Consider the following 15856-nt stretch of genomic DNA (forward strand, 5'->3'; position numbering starts at 1 on the left):
CGTGAATGTCATCACGATAGACATATTTTAGTTGCTCCGTCAGTTTCCGAATAAAACTTTCTTCTATCTGTTTTTCCCGATTCATAACAGTTTTAAAAGTGTGTATATTACACCTAAGTTGTTACAACTTATAGCGATTAATTCGGGTTTTTACGATTTTTAAAGTATAAGAAAGAGCAGTATCGGATTATTTTGTTTTGCTGGGTTATTTTTTATTCGATATTCAATAATCACATTCGCCACTGTTAGATGATTATACTATCTCCAGAAATAAATCTTCAAGATTGCAGATAGAATAACAGCATTCCTGCTGAAATAGATGGTTTTTCGAGCCAGGCGCTTCAGATGTGTCCGAATCGTTAAGTTATGTTGTTCGATATGATTAGTTCCGTACAATGACGTCCGATGGATTTTTGTCACAATTAGAGAGCGATAGTTTTTTAATCTATCGGTATGACCCCGTTTTGTATCGGATAGATGGAGTGTTTTGAGGACAACGTTAAGGGTGGCGTTTGTCCGTGGGCCGATATTGTAACTGACGACCTGTTTGGATTTTCTATCCAAGACATATGCTATCCAGATGTGTTCGGACTTTCTTCGTATAAAGCTCTTTATTTCATCTACTTTATAGGTGCTTTGAGTAATGACTGTCGGACGCGAGATTGTATGAACAATCTGTACAATTCTGCTAAGTAGTGTTGTGGGAGAGATATTCAGTATTCGTGCTGTACTTCGTATGCCGCTCCCTCTTTTCTGGTAGGCGTCGTAACTATATAGTGTCTGTTGTTTTCGATGACACGACTTGCATTGGTAGCGTTGCCTGCCGTTACTCTGCGTTCCGTCTTTTACGCATGTGCCTCCGCAATATTTGTTTCCATTTTTACGATCATATAGATTTAAACATTGCCCTATATTTTGTAATCGCAAAAGTATTGAGTAAATTTACACAAGTCGTTGAGTAATTTATTTATTATGTACGAACGCCCTTATATAAAGGAGATTCAAGCAAGGATCGAAGAGCCACGAAAGTTCATACAGGTAATCCTCGGGCCTCGTCAGGTGGGGAAAACCACGATGGTAAATCAATTGCTGCAGAAACTTTCGTTACCTTAATGTATATGAATCTGCGGATGCCGTGTCGGCGACTAACTCGGCATGGTTGACTCAGGTTTGGGAGACAGCTAGGCTTAGAATGAAGGCTGCAAATGTGTCGGAATATCTGCTCGTGGAAGATTGAAAATTGGAGTGAGATCGTCAAGCAGCAATGGGATAAGGATACGCGAGAAAATATCAATATTAAAGTAATTTTACTGGGATCTTCCCGATTATTGATTCAGAAAGGACTCACAGAGTCATTGGCAGGACGTTTCGAAACATTTTATCTCGGCCATTGGTCTTTTGCTGAAATGAAAGCTGCGTTCGAATGGTCGATTGAGCAATATGTTTATTTCGGGGGATATCCGGGTGCTGCCTCGCTTATTACCGACGAAGAACGTTGGAAAAACTATATGAAGGATGCTTTGATCGAAACAAGCATTTCAAAAGATATCCTGATGTTGACTCGCGTGGATAAACCGGCATTGTTAAAGAGATTGTTTGAACTCGGTTGTTTATATTCTGGCCAGATTCTTTCTTTCACTAAAATATTGGCCAGCTACAAGATGCCGGTAACACGACGACGTTGGCAAATTATCTTAAATTGCTGTCTGACTGCGGCCTCTTGGGTGGTTTGGAGAAATATGCAGGAAATGTGATTCGATAGCGATCGTCGAGTCCTAAGTTTCAGGTCTACAATAATGCACTGCTGATTTCACAAAGCGATGAAACTTTTGAGGACACAGTAGTCAATCCGAAATTATGGGGACGACTGGTTGAGTCTTCTGTGGGAGCACATTTAATGAATCACTCCATATCTGATAGATATAATCTGTATTACTGGCATGAAGGTAATTTCGAAGTAGATTTTGTTCTTGAAAAAGGAGGTAAGGTTGTTGGTTTGGAGGTGAAAAGCGGAGCTCATGCAGACAATGAGGGGATGGGTGTATTTGCTGAGAAATTTCAACCGGACAAAGTGTTGCTTGTTGGAACAGGAGGAATTCCTTACGACGAGCTTTTGAAGATAAGTCCCAAAGAGTTGTTTTAAAATTAGGTATTATTAATCTAATAAACAGGTTAATAAGGCATGAATATTAGACTTGTATAGTCTTTAGGCTCCGTAATATTTCTGCTCTAATTACTGGGATTATTTCTAATTGTATTGACAAATTTGACACAAAAACAGTCATTGTACTGACGTTTTTCAATTAAGATTTTGGCAGGTAAGAATATTTCAATTGTCAAAATTGCTACGTCACTTCTGGATGCAATTATTTGTATATTAAATATTTACAATCAATTTATTGGCTGGGTTTGCCACTATTCCGCATTAATACAGATGGAATATCCGTTGTTTTCCTATATTGCAATTTGCGCCTAACTCAATAAAACTTGATTGTTTTTGCATGTCGTAGATAATCTTATCCTCAGAAATAAATCTTTAACACCGCATAAAGCATTATCGCTTTCCGGCTGAAGCAGATCGTGCGGCGGGTCAGACGCTTGATATGTGTACGGATGGTCAGGTTATGACGTTCGATGTGGTTGGTGCCGCGGTGAGCAGTCCTGTGGATTTCCGGTGAGATGAGTGTTTTATATTGCCGGAGTTTATCCGTATAGATCAATCTGGCATTGGTCAGTTTATCGGTAACCTTACTCAGCGTTTCATTGGTACGAGGTACAACAGAGAAACAGACGACGGATTTGTCAGCGCAGTTCAGAGCATAGGCTACCCAGATATGATCTTTTTTACGGCCGACAAAGGTTTTGATTTCATCGACTTCATATTCTATATTGGCTGTTACATGCGGAGCTGTTATATTTTTGGAGATGGAGATGATTCTTCTAATGAGAGTAGTCGTCGATATTTCCAGTAACCTTGCGATGCCTCTGATCCTGACGCCCTCTTTGGTATATTCCGAGATCGTCCGGTTTAATTCCGGGATATAGGCTTGGTAAGAATAATCCGCCTGTTGTTTCCTGTGGCAGTGTTTGCATTTATAGCGTTGTTTCCCATTCTCTTGATAGCCTTTTTGATACAAGTTCCTCCGCAAAATTTGCAAGTCATTTTTTTCGTGCCCTAATCTGATACATGAAGGTTCCTATCCGGAACCCTCGGCCGGTTTTCAGCCGATTTGCGGGCGCAAAAATACAAAAGACGACCCGAAAGTCGTCTTCTTTTTATGTTTTTCTTTAAGTCATGATAATGATTTTCAGCTAGTTGCAATCCTATGCCCTAATCTGATACATTACCATTGCGGAGAGTTAGGCTCTCGAACCTACATATTCAAGAAATATCATAAAATTGCAAATCATTAATAATCAAGCACTATTTGGAGTACATAGTAAATCTAAATCTTTCTGAATATCTTTTGCTATTCCAAATATTGGGTGTATATTTGGGTGTAGAATTTCAAACACACCCAATTATGAATATCAAACGAAACATCATTTTTGCATTGGAAAGCCGGAAGAAGAACGGTGTGCCAATCGTGGAGAACGTGCCTATCCGTATGCGTGTCATATACGCAAGTCAGCGCATTGAGTTTACAACGGGTTACCGCATTGATGTAGCCAAGTGGGATGCTGACAAGCAGCGAGTGAAGAACGGGTGTACCAACAAACTAAAGCAAAGTGCATCTGAAATCAATGCCGATCTGCTGAAATACTATACCGAAATTCAAAACGTGTTCAAGGAATTTGAGGTACGGGAAGCCATGCCCACTACCCAACAGCTAAAGGACGCATTCAACCTGCGGATGAAAGATACAAGTGAAGACCAGGAAGACGTAAAGATAAGTTTTTGGGAGGTATTCGATGAATTTGTAAAAGAATGCGGCAACCAGAATAACTGGACTGAATCCACATACGAAAAGTTTGCAGCCGTTAAAAATCACCTCAAGGAGTTCAAGGAAGATTTAACCTTTGAATATTTCAATGAATTCGGACTGAACGAATATGTCAATTTCCTGCGCGACAAAAAGGATATGAGGAACAGTACCATCGGTAAACAAATGGGATTCCTCAAATGGTTCCTGCGGTGGAGCTTCAAGAAAGACTATCACCAGAATATAGCATACGATACGTTCAAACCGAAATTGAAAACCACCCCCAAGAAGGTAATCTTCCTGACATGGGAAGAACTGAACAGACTTAAAGACTATCAGATACCCAAAGACAAACAGTATCTGGAACGTGTCCGGGATGTTTTCCTGTTCTGTTGCTTTACCAGTCTGCGTTATTCAGATGTTCGCAACCTAAAGAGAAGTGATGTCAAGTCCGACCATATAGAAGTCACCACCGTTAAAACGGCAGATAGTCTGAGTATTGAACTGAACAAGTACAGTAAAGCCATACTTGAAAAATACAAGGACATCCATTTTGAAAACCACATGGTATTGCCTGTTATCAGCAATCAGAAAATGAATGATTATCTGAAAGAACTGGGAGAACTGGCAGAAATTAACGAACCTATACGTGAAACCTACTATAAAGGGAATGAGCGCATAGATGAAGTTACCCCGAAATACGCATTGCTCAGTACTCATGCAGGAAGAAGAACATTCATCTGTAATGCGCTGGCTCTAGGTATTCCGGCACAGGTTGTAATGAAATGGACAGGACACAGTGATTATAAAGCCATGAAGCCCTACATTGACATAGCCGATGATATTAAGGCTAATGCAATGAACAAGTTTAACCAACTATAAAAGTATCAGTCTGTTTCACAGATTATCCATTATTAGAGTTATCTTTGTTAAGTAATAGTTAGTAATATGGAAAATAACAACGAACATAATATAAAGAAAGGTCATTTTGATGCCTTTGTCCATGCTGTCGGTTCGGAAATAGAACAGGCACAAGTCCGGCTCATTACCGCAGCCAATGCCCAGATGTTGTTCCATTACTGGAAAATGGGCAATTATATACTGTACCACCAAAACCTGCATGGCTGGGGTGGTAAAATTATCAAGAAGTTGGCACAGGCAATCAGATTCAATTATCCTGAAAAGAAGGGATATTCGGAGCGTAATCTTACTTATATGTGCCAGTTTGCCCGTTTATATCCGTTAAATGTACTTCGTAGTTTTATTGAAACAGATTCAATACTGTCAGTCCCTAATATTCAAAACATTACTAATGAAGTCCTTAAACTCAACAGCGGGCAATTTACGCAGGAGCTTACTGCGCAAATACAATCAGCTGATAATCAATCTTTAGAAATTACGCAGGAGGTTCCTGCGCAATTTCAGAATGTAGAAAAAACAGTAGCAACCATCTATAAAATAAAAATAGAGGATATAGAAGATTTATTCTTGGCGTCACCGATTGCAAGAATAAATTGGGCAAGCCATATGGTCATACTCAATAATCCGCTACCATTAGGTGTAAGGTATTGGTATATGAAACAATCTGTAGAAATGGGTTGGAGCAGTAATGTGCTGAAAATGCAGATTGAAAGTAATCTGTATGACAGACAAATCAAGAGTAACAAGGTAAACAACTTCACTGCCACACTTCCGGCACCTCAAAGCGATCTTGCCAATTATCTGTTAAAAGACCCGTATATCTTTGACTTGGCAGGAGCAAAGGAAAAGGCTGACGAAAGGGATATAGAAGAACAGTTGGTAAAGCATGTAACCCATTACTTGCTGGAAATGGGTAACGGCTTTGCTTTTGTTGCCAGACAAAAACATTTCCAGATTGGGGACAGTGACTTTTTCGCCGACCTGATTCTATATAATATCAAGCTCCACGCCTATGTCGTCGTGGAATTGAAAGCAACGCCATTCAAACCGGAATATGCAGGGCAGTTAAATTTCTATATCAATGTTGTAGATGATAAACTGAGGGGAGAAAATGATAACAAGACCATCGGTCTTTTGCTGTGCAGGGGTAAGGATGAGGTCGTGGCACAATATGCCTTGGCTGGATATGACCAGCCGATAGGTATCAGCGACTATCAATTGAGCAAGGCAGTACCCGAAAATCTGAAATCTGCCCTACCGAGTATAGAAGAAGTGGAAGAAGAACTGACCTTATTCCTTGACAAGGACAAGAACCCATAATATAAAGTATATGGCAGGAAAGATACAGACGATGATTCCCCAATATGGAGAACTTAACAGAATATACAGAGACTATATAGATAATTACGCTTTTTCTTTTGACAGGCAGAAATTCATATCGGATTTCTATCAGGAGTATAATGACATGAAATCCTTTGAAGCCGCTATCCTTGAACTGGTGCTTGACAAGCAAAAAGAGCAATACACCTTGATACTCAACAGTCTGAAAACTGAAATAGAAAAGAGCATACAGGCTTATGAGATACGCCCGTTAAGTGACAGAGCCATAGAACGTGCTTGCTATCAGCACATGGAAAGGTATTCTCAGGAAATTGAAGCCCAGCTGGATGTTACAAGAAGTCTGAGCAAGCCGCTGAATGAAGCCAACAACAGGTATGATTCCATTGGTTACAGGGAGCATACAGCCGAAGAGGAAAAACAGGCAGAGAAAGAATATGAACGCTGCAAGGCTGAATATGACAGGGAAAAAGCCAAACTGAACAAACTCTATGACCAGCAAAAGGCTACAAGAACAGAGGCATTCCAATATATGAAGAACTGTTGTGCGGACATATACCGTCAAAGCTGCCTTTTTCTGGATATATTGAAGAAATACATTCCTGACGGAAAGCAAGAGAATAAATCAAGCGAGCCAATCAGTCAGCAGGAAACGACAGAAGAACAACAGGAATATTTCAGCATGAAATTACTTTCGCTCATTCATGAGGTGTGCAAAGGAGAACAGTTCGAAGAAATTTCCGCACCAGATTTCTATGCCAATATGAATCTTCACCCCTGCAACTGTAAGCTGAAAATAAAACCGAGAGAGAAAATACGTGTATGCTATCTGATATTCCTGATGAGCGAGAAACTCTCCAAACAGGACAGGGACAAATGGAAAGACAGAATACTGAAACTGCTGGATATTGACGACAGCTACTACAAATCCAAGTACAAGGAGCCTGTTTCAGATTTCCCCAGTGACAGCAACCAAAATTTCGCCAAGGAAATGGAACATATATTCAGATAATCCGTGATATATCCTGATACTTTACGAAAGTTCCACTTTTACCACTCAAAATAATTTTTGAGTGGTATTTTTGTTTTCTGATATTCAATAAGATACAATGATATTCAGTTTGTACCGTCCCCATCCTTACCACTCATAACCCTACCTAATTTTGCATCGTTCGAGAACAGAAATAACAGCCAGTGCGCAGGGCTGATTGTTTAACGACTAAATAGATTGGACGATGACAAATATCCAAGAATTATTATCAAAACCCGTCTGGCAAATGACAGGCGAAGAATTCATATTCCTGAGTAAGCACGCTTCAGGTCAGGCCGAAGCATTGCCGCAACCCGTTACAGACACGGAAAAGAAGTATGTGTACGGAATACTCGGTATAGCCAAACTGTTCGGGTGCAGTCTGCCCACTGCCAACCGCATAAAGAAAAGCGGTAAGATAGACAAGGCGATTACCCAGATAGGGCGCAAGATTATAGTTGATGCAGAACTGGCTCTTGAACTTGCCGGAAAGAAAACAGGAGGACGGAAATAATGGGAGGTATGCTTATGGACTATATGAGAGAAATAAAGGAAATATCTGCAGAACAGGCGATAATCCTTTGGCAAGCCTCACGTCTGAGCCTATCGAAAATCTATGAGAAAGCACCTGAGATTTTAAAAGTGCAAGGTTCGGTCATTGGCACACTGGGCAATTTCAGTGCATCCATAGGCAAAGCCAAAAGTAAAAAGACTTTCAATGTGTCGGCTATTGTAGCCGCCTCATTGAAAAACGGTACGGTACTACGGTATGTGGCAGAACTTCCGGAGAACAAAAGGAAAGTCCTTTATGTGGACACGGAACAAAGCCATTATCACTGCCTGAAAGTCATGAAACGTATTTTACGGCTGGCCGGTCTTCCTGATGACAGGGACAATGAACATCTGGAGTTTCTCGCTTTGAGGAAATACACGCCCGAACAGCGCATCAGGATTGTCGAACAGGCTATCTATAATACACCGGACATAGGGCTTGTAATCATAGACGGCATCCGTGATATGGTATATGACATCAACAGTCCGGGAGAATCGACACGCATCATATCCAAGTTGATGCAGTGGACGGATGACAGGCAAATACACATCCATACGATACTCCACCAGAACAAAGGCGATGAAAACGCAAGAGGGCATATCGGTACGGAGCTGAACAACAAGGCGGAAACCGTTCTTCTCGTGGAAAAGGACAAGAGCAACGGGGATATAAGCAATGTTTCGGCCATGCACATACGTGCAATGGATTTCGAGCCTTTCGCTTTCCGTATCAACGACAATGCATTGCCTGAACTCATAGAGGGGTACAGACCCGAAGCGAAGAAACCTGGAAGACCGGAAGAGGAAAAGTTCGACCCTTACAGGCATATTACCGAACAACAGCACCGCATAGCACTAGAAGCGGCTTTCGGACTGAAAGAGGAATACGGCTACAAGGATCTGGAAACCGCCTTAATCAAGTCTTATATGTCAGTAGGTGTAAAACTGAACCATCAAAAGGCGGTATCACTTATCACCATGCTCCGGAACAAACGGATGATAGTACAGGAGAACGGCAGGAAATACACGTTCAAGCCAGACTTTCACTATTAGACCGTCTAACCTGTAATCACTTCACTTTATTCGGCAGGTCTATATATTAAGGATAAAGCGAAGCGATTGCAGAGAATGTAAAACCGCTTCACTTTATTACCGTATCCTATATATACGAAAATAAAGTGAAGTGATTATACAGACCGTACTTCATAAAAAGGTACGGGCGAAAAGAGAAATAAATATTCCAACCATTATTCAAACACTCATCTTATTATGGATATACAAACAGCAAAACAAATCAGGATAGCGGATTTTCTGTACAGTTTGGGACATTCTCCCGTCAAGCAGCAAGGTATCAACCTGTGGTATAAATCCCCGTTACGGGAAGAGACAGAGCCCTCGTTCAAAATAAATACCGAACGCAACCAATGGTATGATTTTGCAATTGGTAAAGGTGGAAATATCATTGCACTGGCACAGGAACTCTACTATTCCGACTATGTACCTTATCTTCTACAGAAAATCGAGGAACAGACTCCGCACATCCGTCCCGTATCTTTCTCTTTTGGCAAGCAGTCATTTTCCGAACCGAGTTTTCAGGAGTTGGACATTGTACAGCTGACTTCTCCTGCCCTGCTTGCCTATCTACAGGAAAGAGGGATAAACACGGCACTGGCGAAAAGAGAATGTAAGGAAGCCCGTTTCACCCACAACGGCAAACGTTATTTCGCCATTGCTTTTCCGAACATATCGGGTGGATATGAAATCCGCAACCGATATTTCAAGGGATGTATCGCACCAAAAGAAATATCCCATATCAGACAGTCAGGAAAGCCAAGGAGTGCATGTTACGTTTTTGAGGGATTTATGGATTACCTTTCCTTTCTGACCTTAAGACTGGAAAGCTGTCCGCAATCACCCGACTTCGACAGACAGGATTACATAGTTCTTAATTCCGTAGCCAATGTTCCCAAGGCACTCTATCCGTTGGGAAGCTATGAGCGCATCCACTGTTTCTTTGACAATGACCGTGCAGGAATGGAAGCAATACAGCAAATCAGAAAGGAGTATGATGCTACCCGGTATATACGTGACGCCTCGCAAATCTACAGTGGATGTAAAGATCTGAACGAATATTTACAGAAACGAATAGCCGATAGGAAAGAGCAAGCGCAATCTGTCAAAAAGAGGAATGATACACTATCCAAGAAACCGAAAGGCTTCCGGTTATAGCCCACTATAACTACACGCTTCGCTTTCGTAGTTGTGGGCTCTCCCGAGGGGATTAGGGCTTTGCCCTAATGACCCACTCAGGGCGTTTCACCCCTGAGAACCCCGAGCAAAGAGTGACCCTCTCTTTGCAATCTCCGCTTATGGGTTACCCCTAAGAACCCCTCTGCGAAAGCGAGCAAAGTAAATCAATTGTAAACAAAGGAAAGAAGCTATGGCAACAAAATCAAGCATACATATCAAGCCTTGCAACATCGCATCGAGCGAGGCACACAACCGAAGGACTGCCGAGTATATGCGTAATATCGGGGAGTCCAGAATCTATGTCGTTCCCGAACTTTCCACCGATAACGAACAGTGGATAAATCCCGACTTCGGCACTCCCGAACTGCGAACTCATTATGACAATATCAAGCAAATGGTCAAGGAAAAGACCGGACGTGCCATGCAGGAAAAGGAAAGGGAACGCAAGGGAAAGAATGGAAAGATTATCAAGGTGGCGGGATGCTCACCCATCCGTGAAGGAGTATTGCTTATCAGACCGGACACCACACTGGCTGATGTACGCAAATTCGGTGAAGAGTGCCAAAGACGCTGGGGCATCACTCCGCTACAGATTTTCCTGCATAAAGACGAAGGGCATTGGCTGAACGGTCAGCCGGAAGCAGAAGACAAGGAGAGCTTCCAAGTCGGTAACAGATGGTTCAAACCAAATTATCATGCTCATGTCGTATTCGACTGGATGAACCATGAAACTGGAAAGAGCCGAAAGCTCAATGACGAGGATATGGCAACCATGCAGACCCTTGCTTCCGATATTCTCCTGATGGAACGTGGACAGGCAAAAGCTGTCACAGGTAAAGAGCATCTGGAACGAAATGATTTCATCATTGAGAAGCAGAAAGCCGAACTGCAACGTATAGAGGAAACCAAGCGACACAAGGAACAACAAGTAAGCCTTGCCGAACAGGAACTCAAACAGGTAAAAGCAGAGATACGCACGGACAAACTAAAGAAAACAGCCACCAATGCTGCTACCGCCATAGCAAGCGGTGTAGGTTCTCTTTTCGGAAGCGGTAAGCTGAAAGAACTGGAACATCACATCGAGCAGCTACATCAGGAAATTACCAAACGGGACAAAGCTACTGATGAATTAAAAATTCAGATACAACAAATACAGGAACAGCATAGCAGACAAATTCGTAATCTTCAAAGAATACATAATCAAGAACTTGAAGCCAAAGACAAGGAAATATCACGATTGAGCACCTTGCTTGAAAAAGCCCACAAATGGTTTCCCATGTTCAAAGAGATGTTGAGAATGGAAAAATTATGCGCTGTTATCGGGTTTACCAAAGACATGATAGAAAACCTCTTGACAAAGAAAGAATCCATACAATGTAGTGGCAAAATTTATTCCGAAGAACACAGGTGGAAATTTGACATCAAGAATGATATTTTTAGGGTTGAGAAACATCCGATGGATAGTGGTAAGCTTATGCTGACCATAAACCGACAACCCATAGTACAATGGTTTAAGGAACAATGGGAAAAGTTACAGCAGAATCTACGTAACTCGGTGCAGAGAGAGCAAAAATCCAGAGGATTTAGAATATAGAATAGCCTATTATTAATAAAATCAAGTATCTATGCATCCAAACAGATTGTTTTTATTACAGAATCAAAATCCTAAGAATTTATAAAAAATGAAGCCTAAAGAAGTTTTGGAAAAATGGATAGATTGCTTTAACAAAGCAGATGCTTATCATATAGCAGAGCTGTATGCTACTAATGCAGTAAATCATCAAGTCGCAAACGAACCAATAATTGGTAAAGAATCAATCTACAAAATGTTTGTGAATGAATTTGCCACTGCTAAAATGGTTTGTATGGTGGAAAATATTTTTGAAGATGGCGAATGGGCTATCATGGAATGGAAAGACTCTCTTGGACTTCGTGGATGCGGATTTTTTCATGTAAAAGATAACAAAATCGTCTTTCAAAGAGGGTATTGGGATAAACTTTCATTCTTGAAGCAACACAATCTTCCAATTGAATAAGTACTATCAGAATACGGACTGGGAAATTGAAATACCCAGTCCGAGTTATATAATGAATTTTACTTGTTAAACTATTTAAAGTCAGTTGGATAACAAACCATACCTTTCACATTCTCAGTAGCTCCAGGTATTAATTCAGCCACCATGCAATATTCATGAGAGACTTCGAAAGGAAATTCAATTCCTAAATCGATAGCCTTGCGATAGCCAAATCGAGGATAATACTCTTTATGCCCCAATACGACTGCTGTGCCGTAACCCAAAAGTGCTGCCCTCTGATGGGCTTACTGAATCAACATCCCCCCCCAATTCCCTTACGCTGGAATTCCGGCAAGACTGCCAATGGAGCTACACTCAGGGATGTGACAGACTGGGTGTCACTATCTATCTTTACTTCTGTAAGTAAGATATACCAGACAATTTGTTTTTCTGTCATTTTCTTGTTCTTATCTAATTGTTAGGCTCATTGTTGTTATACATTGTTTAATTATAGATAAATCGTGAATATCCTTCTCTCTTAAATCGTAGCCCGAATGGAATACTTGTTGCCCTTTTGCAGAAATGCAAGGGATGCTTCTGCCTTCAAAGACTGCTGTTCCAAAATAGTCCGGTTGAAATTCATACCAGCCTCCATCCAAGTCGGCTTGTTTGGAAGTGCCGTCCGCATTCAAGACAAAAGGATGGATATCAATATAGCCTAATTCTTTGCTATACAGTTCCACACGGGTGGGCAACCAATTTGTTTCAATTTGATATCCTCTCTCCTGCAAAAGATCAAGGAGTTGGTCTGTATAATTGGCATCAAAATCAATGTCAATATCTCTATGCAAGCGGGTTTGCTGTCCGTACAAGACATCCACTCCCCAGCCTCCATCCAACCAAAACTGCATGTCCAGGCTTTCCAACAAGTCCAAAACTTGAAATAACTCTGTAATCGTAGTGTGTTCTTTCTTTGTCATATAATAATTCTTTAATAAATAATACTATGCGTAATTATCCAACTGCTTGATTGAAGAAATAAAATTTGCACCCACTCCAATCAGAAAGATAACCCATCCGCTGATCATAAAGACGGATGTGATACCCCATGCTTCCACCCAATATCCTGAAGCTACGATACCCAGCATTGATGGAAAGGTACTCAAACTAAAGATGAGAGAAAAAGTCCGTCCAAGCATGTCCGAAGCCAAGTTCTGCTGAATAATAGCGATGAAAAGCGCATGGTAAATGGAATAGGCTATGCCTCCTGTAAATGTTAGGCAAACAAAACCTATAAATGCGCTTGATGGTAAATAACTGGCGCTAATCAGATACAATCCCAATATCACATAAGCCGTATGCATCACTAATGTTTGCTTGCTTTTCAAAGCCTTACAGGCAAGTACTAAACCGCCCAACAATGCCCCTGAGCCCCAACCCATTTCCACAACTCCCATTTGCAAAATGTTTCCGTTGAAATGCAGAAGCGTCATAAAAGGAAATAACGTAAAAACAGGCATAAGGACAAAAGTCACCAGCGTAAAGCATACGAATAAAGGCAAAATGCCCATTGTACGCCGCAAGGTATGCCAACATTCCGTCAGTTCTTTTTTGAAATCTGGAAGAACTTTCGTTTTTTGAAGAGAAGGAATCTGGACACAAAGTAAGGTCAGACAAGCAGCAACAGCTCCGATCACATCTATGAGCAGAATATACTGTATGGGAAGCCAAACAACGAGGCTTGCCCCTACAACGGGGGCTATCACCTCACTGAAGGATTGAATGGAATGGTACAAACCTGATACCCTGACAAGATGGTGCTTGGGAACCAGTAGAGGGATGCTTGCCTGTAAAGCAGGTGCATGAAACGTACTGCCTATTGAACGACAAGCAGTCAATAGATAAAAAAAAGAAAGGTCTTTATAACCCTTGGTTATCACAATAAAAAGACATAGGGTACAGAACGCGATGAACAAGTCCGAATAAAACATCGTTTTCTTTCGATTCCATCTGTCAACATAGACCCCGGCAAACAAGCCTAATACAAATTGTGGTAAAAATCCAGCTAAAATAGCCAGAGATAAAGCTGTCGGGGATTTAAATTCGTTGCTAATCCAAAAAATAATGGAGAAGCCAACAATCGTACTTGTTAAAATAGATATGAGTTGGCCTATTCCTATCACGGCCAAAGTTGATTTCCAATGATTCATTGTGCTAATATTTCATGCGTTTATAGATAAGTACTTTCGTACATTAAGCAAAACGAAATTCTATCCACACAAAAAACTTGTATTATAATCCACTCCTGACGTTGGAATACAATAACAAATACTTTCAGGACGATGTAAAGTCCTGAAAAATCAAAGTGAATGGATAGATAAATATTAGTCTTTTCTCATCGGATTCTTTTAATATCGCTACTCTTTTATTATGTAGTGGTTGTATTATCTTAAATAAAACAAAAACACCCGACTTTACATTCTTGGGTGCAAAACTGGGTGTTTGTTTTGCAATCTGCTGATTTTCAGCGTTTGTTGCGGAGAGAGAGGGATTCGAACCCCCGGAGCCTCGCAGCTCAACGGTTTTCAAGACCGCCGCGATCGACCACTCTGCCATCTCTCCGGGGGACAAAAATATAACGGAAATTTTACTTTTCCAACTTGTAGTGCGCTTTCTCCCGTTTGTTTTCCGGCGGCGGGACGTTTGTTTTGCGTTTCGGACGGTTGGCGAATTTTCCATTTTAAGTTTTTCGTTTTTACGAGATAAATGACTATATTTGTAAACGTGCTGAAATTCAGCGTGTTTACCTAAACTTAAGAGTCATGAATAAATCTCAACTCGTTGACGCCATTGCGCGAAATGCAAAAATTACGAAAGTCGATGCCAAAAAAGCGCTCGACGCGTTCATTGAAGTGACCGGCGAAACGTTGCGGTCGGGCGACAAGATCGTACTGGTCGGTTTCGGATCGTTCTCGGTGGCTAAAAAGCCGGAACGTACGGGACGCAATCCCCGAACGGGGGCGGCTATCCGGATCGCCCCGCGGAATGTGGTCAAATTCAGAGCCGGTGCAGAATTGAGCGATATGCTGAAATAACGGGGAGGTCGGAACGAAAGCGGGCGGTTTGCGGAAACGGGCTGTCTGCTTTTTGTTTGCGGGTTTGTCTTTTCCAAAAAAATAGACAATCTTTGCAGATCTTAAATGAGCCCCTTCACGATGAGTAAAAAGAAGATTATCCTGTTGATCGTCGCTTTGCTGGTATTCGACCAGATCGTTAAGATTTGGATCAAGACGCATTTCATGTTGGATCAGAGTGTGACGGTTTTTCCGAATTGGTTTTTCATCCGGTTTATCGAAAATCCGGGAGCCGCGTTCGGATTCGAGTTGGGGGGTAATTACGGGAAGTTGATACTCAGTGTTTTCCGTCTGCTGGCGATCGGTGCTTTGGGGTATTATATTTTTTATTTATACCGGAAAAAGGCGCCGGCCGGCGTTCTGGCGGGTTTCTCGCTAATCTTTGCCGGAGCGCTCGGCAACGTGCTCGACAGCGCGTTCTACGGGCTGTTGTTTTCCGAATCGACCTTTACGAGCGTCGCCACTTTCCTGCCCGAAGGCGGCGGTTATGCCGGATTTCTGCACGGCAAAGTCGTGGATATGCTGTTTTTCCCGATCGTGGAGGGCGTTTTCCCGTCGTGGATTCCCGGGGTGGGAGGGGAGCCGTTCCTGTTTTTCAGCCCGATCTTCAACTTCGCCGACAGTTACATCACCGTCGGCGTCATTTACTTGTTGCTGTTCCAGCGTAAATATTTCAAATAATTCGCGGCGGAG

General features: G+C 41.7%; 16 protein-coding genes and 1 tRNA gene. 12 read left to right on the forward strand and 5 right to left on the reverse strand.

Annotated features, from left to right (window positions below):
- Positions 1-258: 258 nt before the first annotated feature.
- The gene (locus C1A08_RS07240) at positions 259-927 is read right to left on the reverse strand and encodes an IS1 family transposase (RefSeq protein ID WP_153498143.1); all 669 of its coding nucleotides are present in this window, start codon (positions 925-927) and stop codon (positions 259-261) included.
- Positions 928-1205: 278 nt separating this feature from the next.
- Here C1A08_RS07240 and C1A08_RS13475 point away from each other — a divergent pair, with 278 nt between their 5' ends.
- Positions 1206-1754: an AAA family ATPase gene (locus C1A08_RS13475; protein ID WP_306345975.1), complete on the forward strand. Its 549-nt coding sequence runs from the start codon at positions 1206-1208 to the stop codon at positions 1752-1754.
- 53 nt (positions 1755-1807) lie between these two features.
- A complete protein-coding gene (locus C1A08_RS13480) occupies positions 1808-2143 on the forward strand; it encodes a DUF4143 domain-containing protein (RefSeq protein WP_306345978.1) in 336 nt (111 codons plus the stop codon).
- 379 nt (positions 2144-2522) lie between these two features.
- On the opposite strand, the gene C1A08_RS07250 is transcribed toward C1A08_RS13480, so the two are convergent.
- Positions 2523-3163 (reverse strand): IS1 family transposase gene (locus C1A08_RS07250; RefSeq protein ID WP_436231438.1). Its coding sequence is split into 2 segments (ribosomal slippage): positions 2523-3127 and positions 3127-3163, totalling 642 coding nucleotides; the frame shifts between segments, so codons are not numbered across the junction.
- A gap of 361 nt (positions 3164-3524) precedes the next feature.
- Here C1A08_RS07250 and C1A08_RS07255 point away from each other — a divergent pair.
- From C1A08_RS07255 to C1A08_RS07290, 8 genes are all read left to right on the forward strand, one after another.
- Entirely contained in the window at positions 3525-4805 is a 1281-nt protein-coding gene (locus C1A08_RS07255) for a site-specific integrase (protein ID WP_101572731.1), read from the forward strand.
- 66 nt (positions 4806-4871) lie between these two features.
- Positions 4872-6164, forward strand: a complete 1293-nt coding sequence (locus C1A08_RS07260; RefSeq protein WP_005795596.1) for a PDDEXK nuclease domain-containing protein — start codon at positions 4872-4874, stop codon at positions 6162-6164.
- 10 nt (positions 6165-6174) lie between these two features.
- Positions 6175-7194, forward strand: coding sequence for a hypothetical protein (locus tag C1A08_RS07265; RefSeq protein ID WP_005795598.1), 1020 nt, complete (start codon positions 6175-6177; stop codon positions 7192-7194).
- A 223-nt stretch (positions 7195-7417) separates the two neighbouring features.
- The gene (locus tag C1A08_RS07270) at positions 7418-7726 is read left to right on the forward strand and encodes a DUF3853 family protein (RefSeq protein ID WP_007842330.1); all 309 of its coding nucleotides are present in this window, start codon (positions 7418-7420) and stop codon (positions 7724-7726) included.
- 14 nt (positions 7727-7740) lie between these two features.
- On the forward strand, positions 7741-8817 hold the full coding sequence (locus C1A08_RS07275; RefSeq protein ID WP_009319341.1) for an AAA family ATPase: 1077 nt from the start codon (positions 7741-7743) through the stop codon (positions 8815-8817).
- Positions 8818-9033: 216 nt separating this feature from the next.
- A complete protein-coding gene (locus C1A08_RS07280; RefSeq protein ID WP_005795604.1) occupies positions 9034-9993 on the forward strand; it encodes a toprim domain-containing protein in 960 nt (319 codons plus the stop codon).
- 211 nt (positions 9994-10204) lie between these two features.
- The gene (locus C1A08_RS07285; protein ID WP_004308779.1) at positions 10205-11608 is read left to right on the forward strand and encodes a hypothetical protein; all 1404 of its coding nucleotides are present in this window, start codon (positions 10205-10207) and stop codon (positions 11606-11608) included.
- Between the two features lie 88 nt (positions 11609-11696).
- Positions 11697-12050, forward strand: coding sequence for a nuclear transport factor 2 family protein (locus C1A08_RS07290; protein WP_004308780.1), 354 nt, complete (start codon positions 11697-11699; stop codon positions 12048-12050).
- 446 nt (positions 12051-12496) lie between these two features.
- Here C1A08_RS07290 and lnu(AN2) read toward each other — a convergent pair whose 3' ends face one another.
- The 3 genes from lnu(AN2) to C1A08_RS07305 all read right to left on the reverse strand — a co-directional run bounded on the left by lnu(AN2) (position 12497) and on the right by C1A08_RS07305 (position 14651).
- Positions 12497-13009 (reverse strand): lincosamide nucleotidyltransferase Lnu(AN2), encoded by a 513-nt coding sequence (gene lnu(AN2) / locus C1A08_RS07295; RefSeq protein WP_004308783.1) that lies wholly within the window; start codon positions 13007-13009, stop codon positions 12497-12499.
- Between the two features lie 24 nt (positions 13010-13033).
- Positions 13034-14239 (reverse strand): macrolide efflux MFS transporter Mef(En2), encoded by a 1206-nt coding sequence (gene mef(En2) / locus C1A08_RS07300; protein ID WP_005786079.1) that lies wholly within the window; start codon positions 14237-14239, stop codon positions 13034-13036.
- A 327-nt stretch (positions 14240-14566) separates the two neighbouring features.
- Positions 14567-14651: transfer RNA gene (locus C1A08_RS07305), tRNA-Ser, on the reverse strand.
- Positions 14652-14851: 200 nt separating this feature from the next.
- On the opposite strand from C1A08_RS07305, the gene C1A08_RS07310 reads away from it, so the two are divergent.
- Together C1A08_RS07310 and C1A08_RS07315 are read left to right on the forward strand one after the other, a co-directional pair.
- A complete protein-coding gene (locus C1A08_RS07310) occupies positions 14852-15124 on the forward strand; it encodes an HU family DNA-binding protein (protein WP_101572448.1) in 273 nt (90 codons plus the stop codon).
- Between the two features lie 120 nt (positions 15125-15244).
- Positions 15245-15844: a lipoprotein signal peptidase gene (locus tag C1A08_RS07315; protein ID WP_055205129.1), complete on the forward strand. Its 600-nt coding sequence runs from the start codon at positions 15245-15247 to the stop codon at positions 15842-15844.
- Positions 15845-15856: the final 12 nt, after the last annotated feature.

This window comes from Alistipes sp. cv1 (assembly GCF_900240235.1).
GTDB lineage: Bacteria > Bacteroidota > Bacteroidia > Bacteroidales > Rikenellaceae > Alistipes_A > Alistipes_A hominis.

Bases quoted from the DNA above. Each gene is read 5' to 3' on its own strand.
- C1A08_RS07270 (WP_007842330.1), top strand. From the start codon at position 7,418: ATGACAAATATCCAAGAATTATTATCAAAACCCGTCTGGCAAATGACA.
- C1A08_RS07315 (WP_055205129.1), top strand. From the start codon at position 15,245: ATGAGTAAAAAGAAGATTATCCTGTTGATCGTCGCTTTGCTGGTATTC.
- C1A08_RS07260 (WP_005795596.1), top strand. From the start codon at position 4,872: ATGGAAAATAACAACGAACATAATATAAAGAAAGGTCATTTTGATGCC.
- C1A08_RS07310 (WP_101572448.1), top strand. From the start codon at position 14,852: ATGAATAAATCTCAACTCGTTGACGCCATTGCGCGAAATGCAAAAATT.
- C1A08_RS07275 (WP_009319341.1), top strand. From the start codon at position 7,741: ATGGACTATATGAGAGAAATAAAGGAAATATCTGCAGAACAGGCGATA.
- C1A08_RS07265 (WP_005795598.1), top strand. From the start codon at position 6,175: ATGGCAGGAAAGATACAGACGATGATTCCCCAATATGGAGAACTTAAC.
- C1A08_RS07255 (WP_101572731.1), top strand. From the start codon at position 3,525: ATGAATATCAAACGAAACATCATTTTTGCATTGGAAAGCCGGAAGAAG.
- C1A08_RS07285 (WP_004308779.1), top strand. From the start codon at position 10,205: ATGGCAACAAAATCAAGCATACATATCAAGCCTTGCAACATCGCATCG.
- C1A08_RS07290 (WP_004308780.1), top strand. From the start codon at position 11,697: ATGAAGCCTAAAGAAGTTTTGGAAAAATGGATAGATTGCTTTAACAAA.
- C1A08_RS07280 (WP_005795604.1), top strand. From the start codon at position 9,034: ATGGATATACAAACAGCAAAACAAATCAGGATAGCGGATTTTCTGTAC.
- C1A08_RS13475 (WP_306345975.1), top strand. From the start codon at position 1,206: ATGTGTCGGAATATCTGCTCGTGGAAGATTGAAAATTGGAGTGAGATC.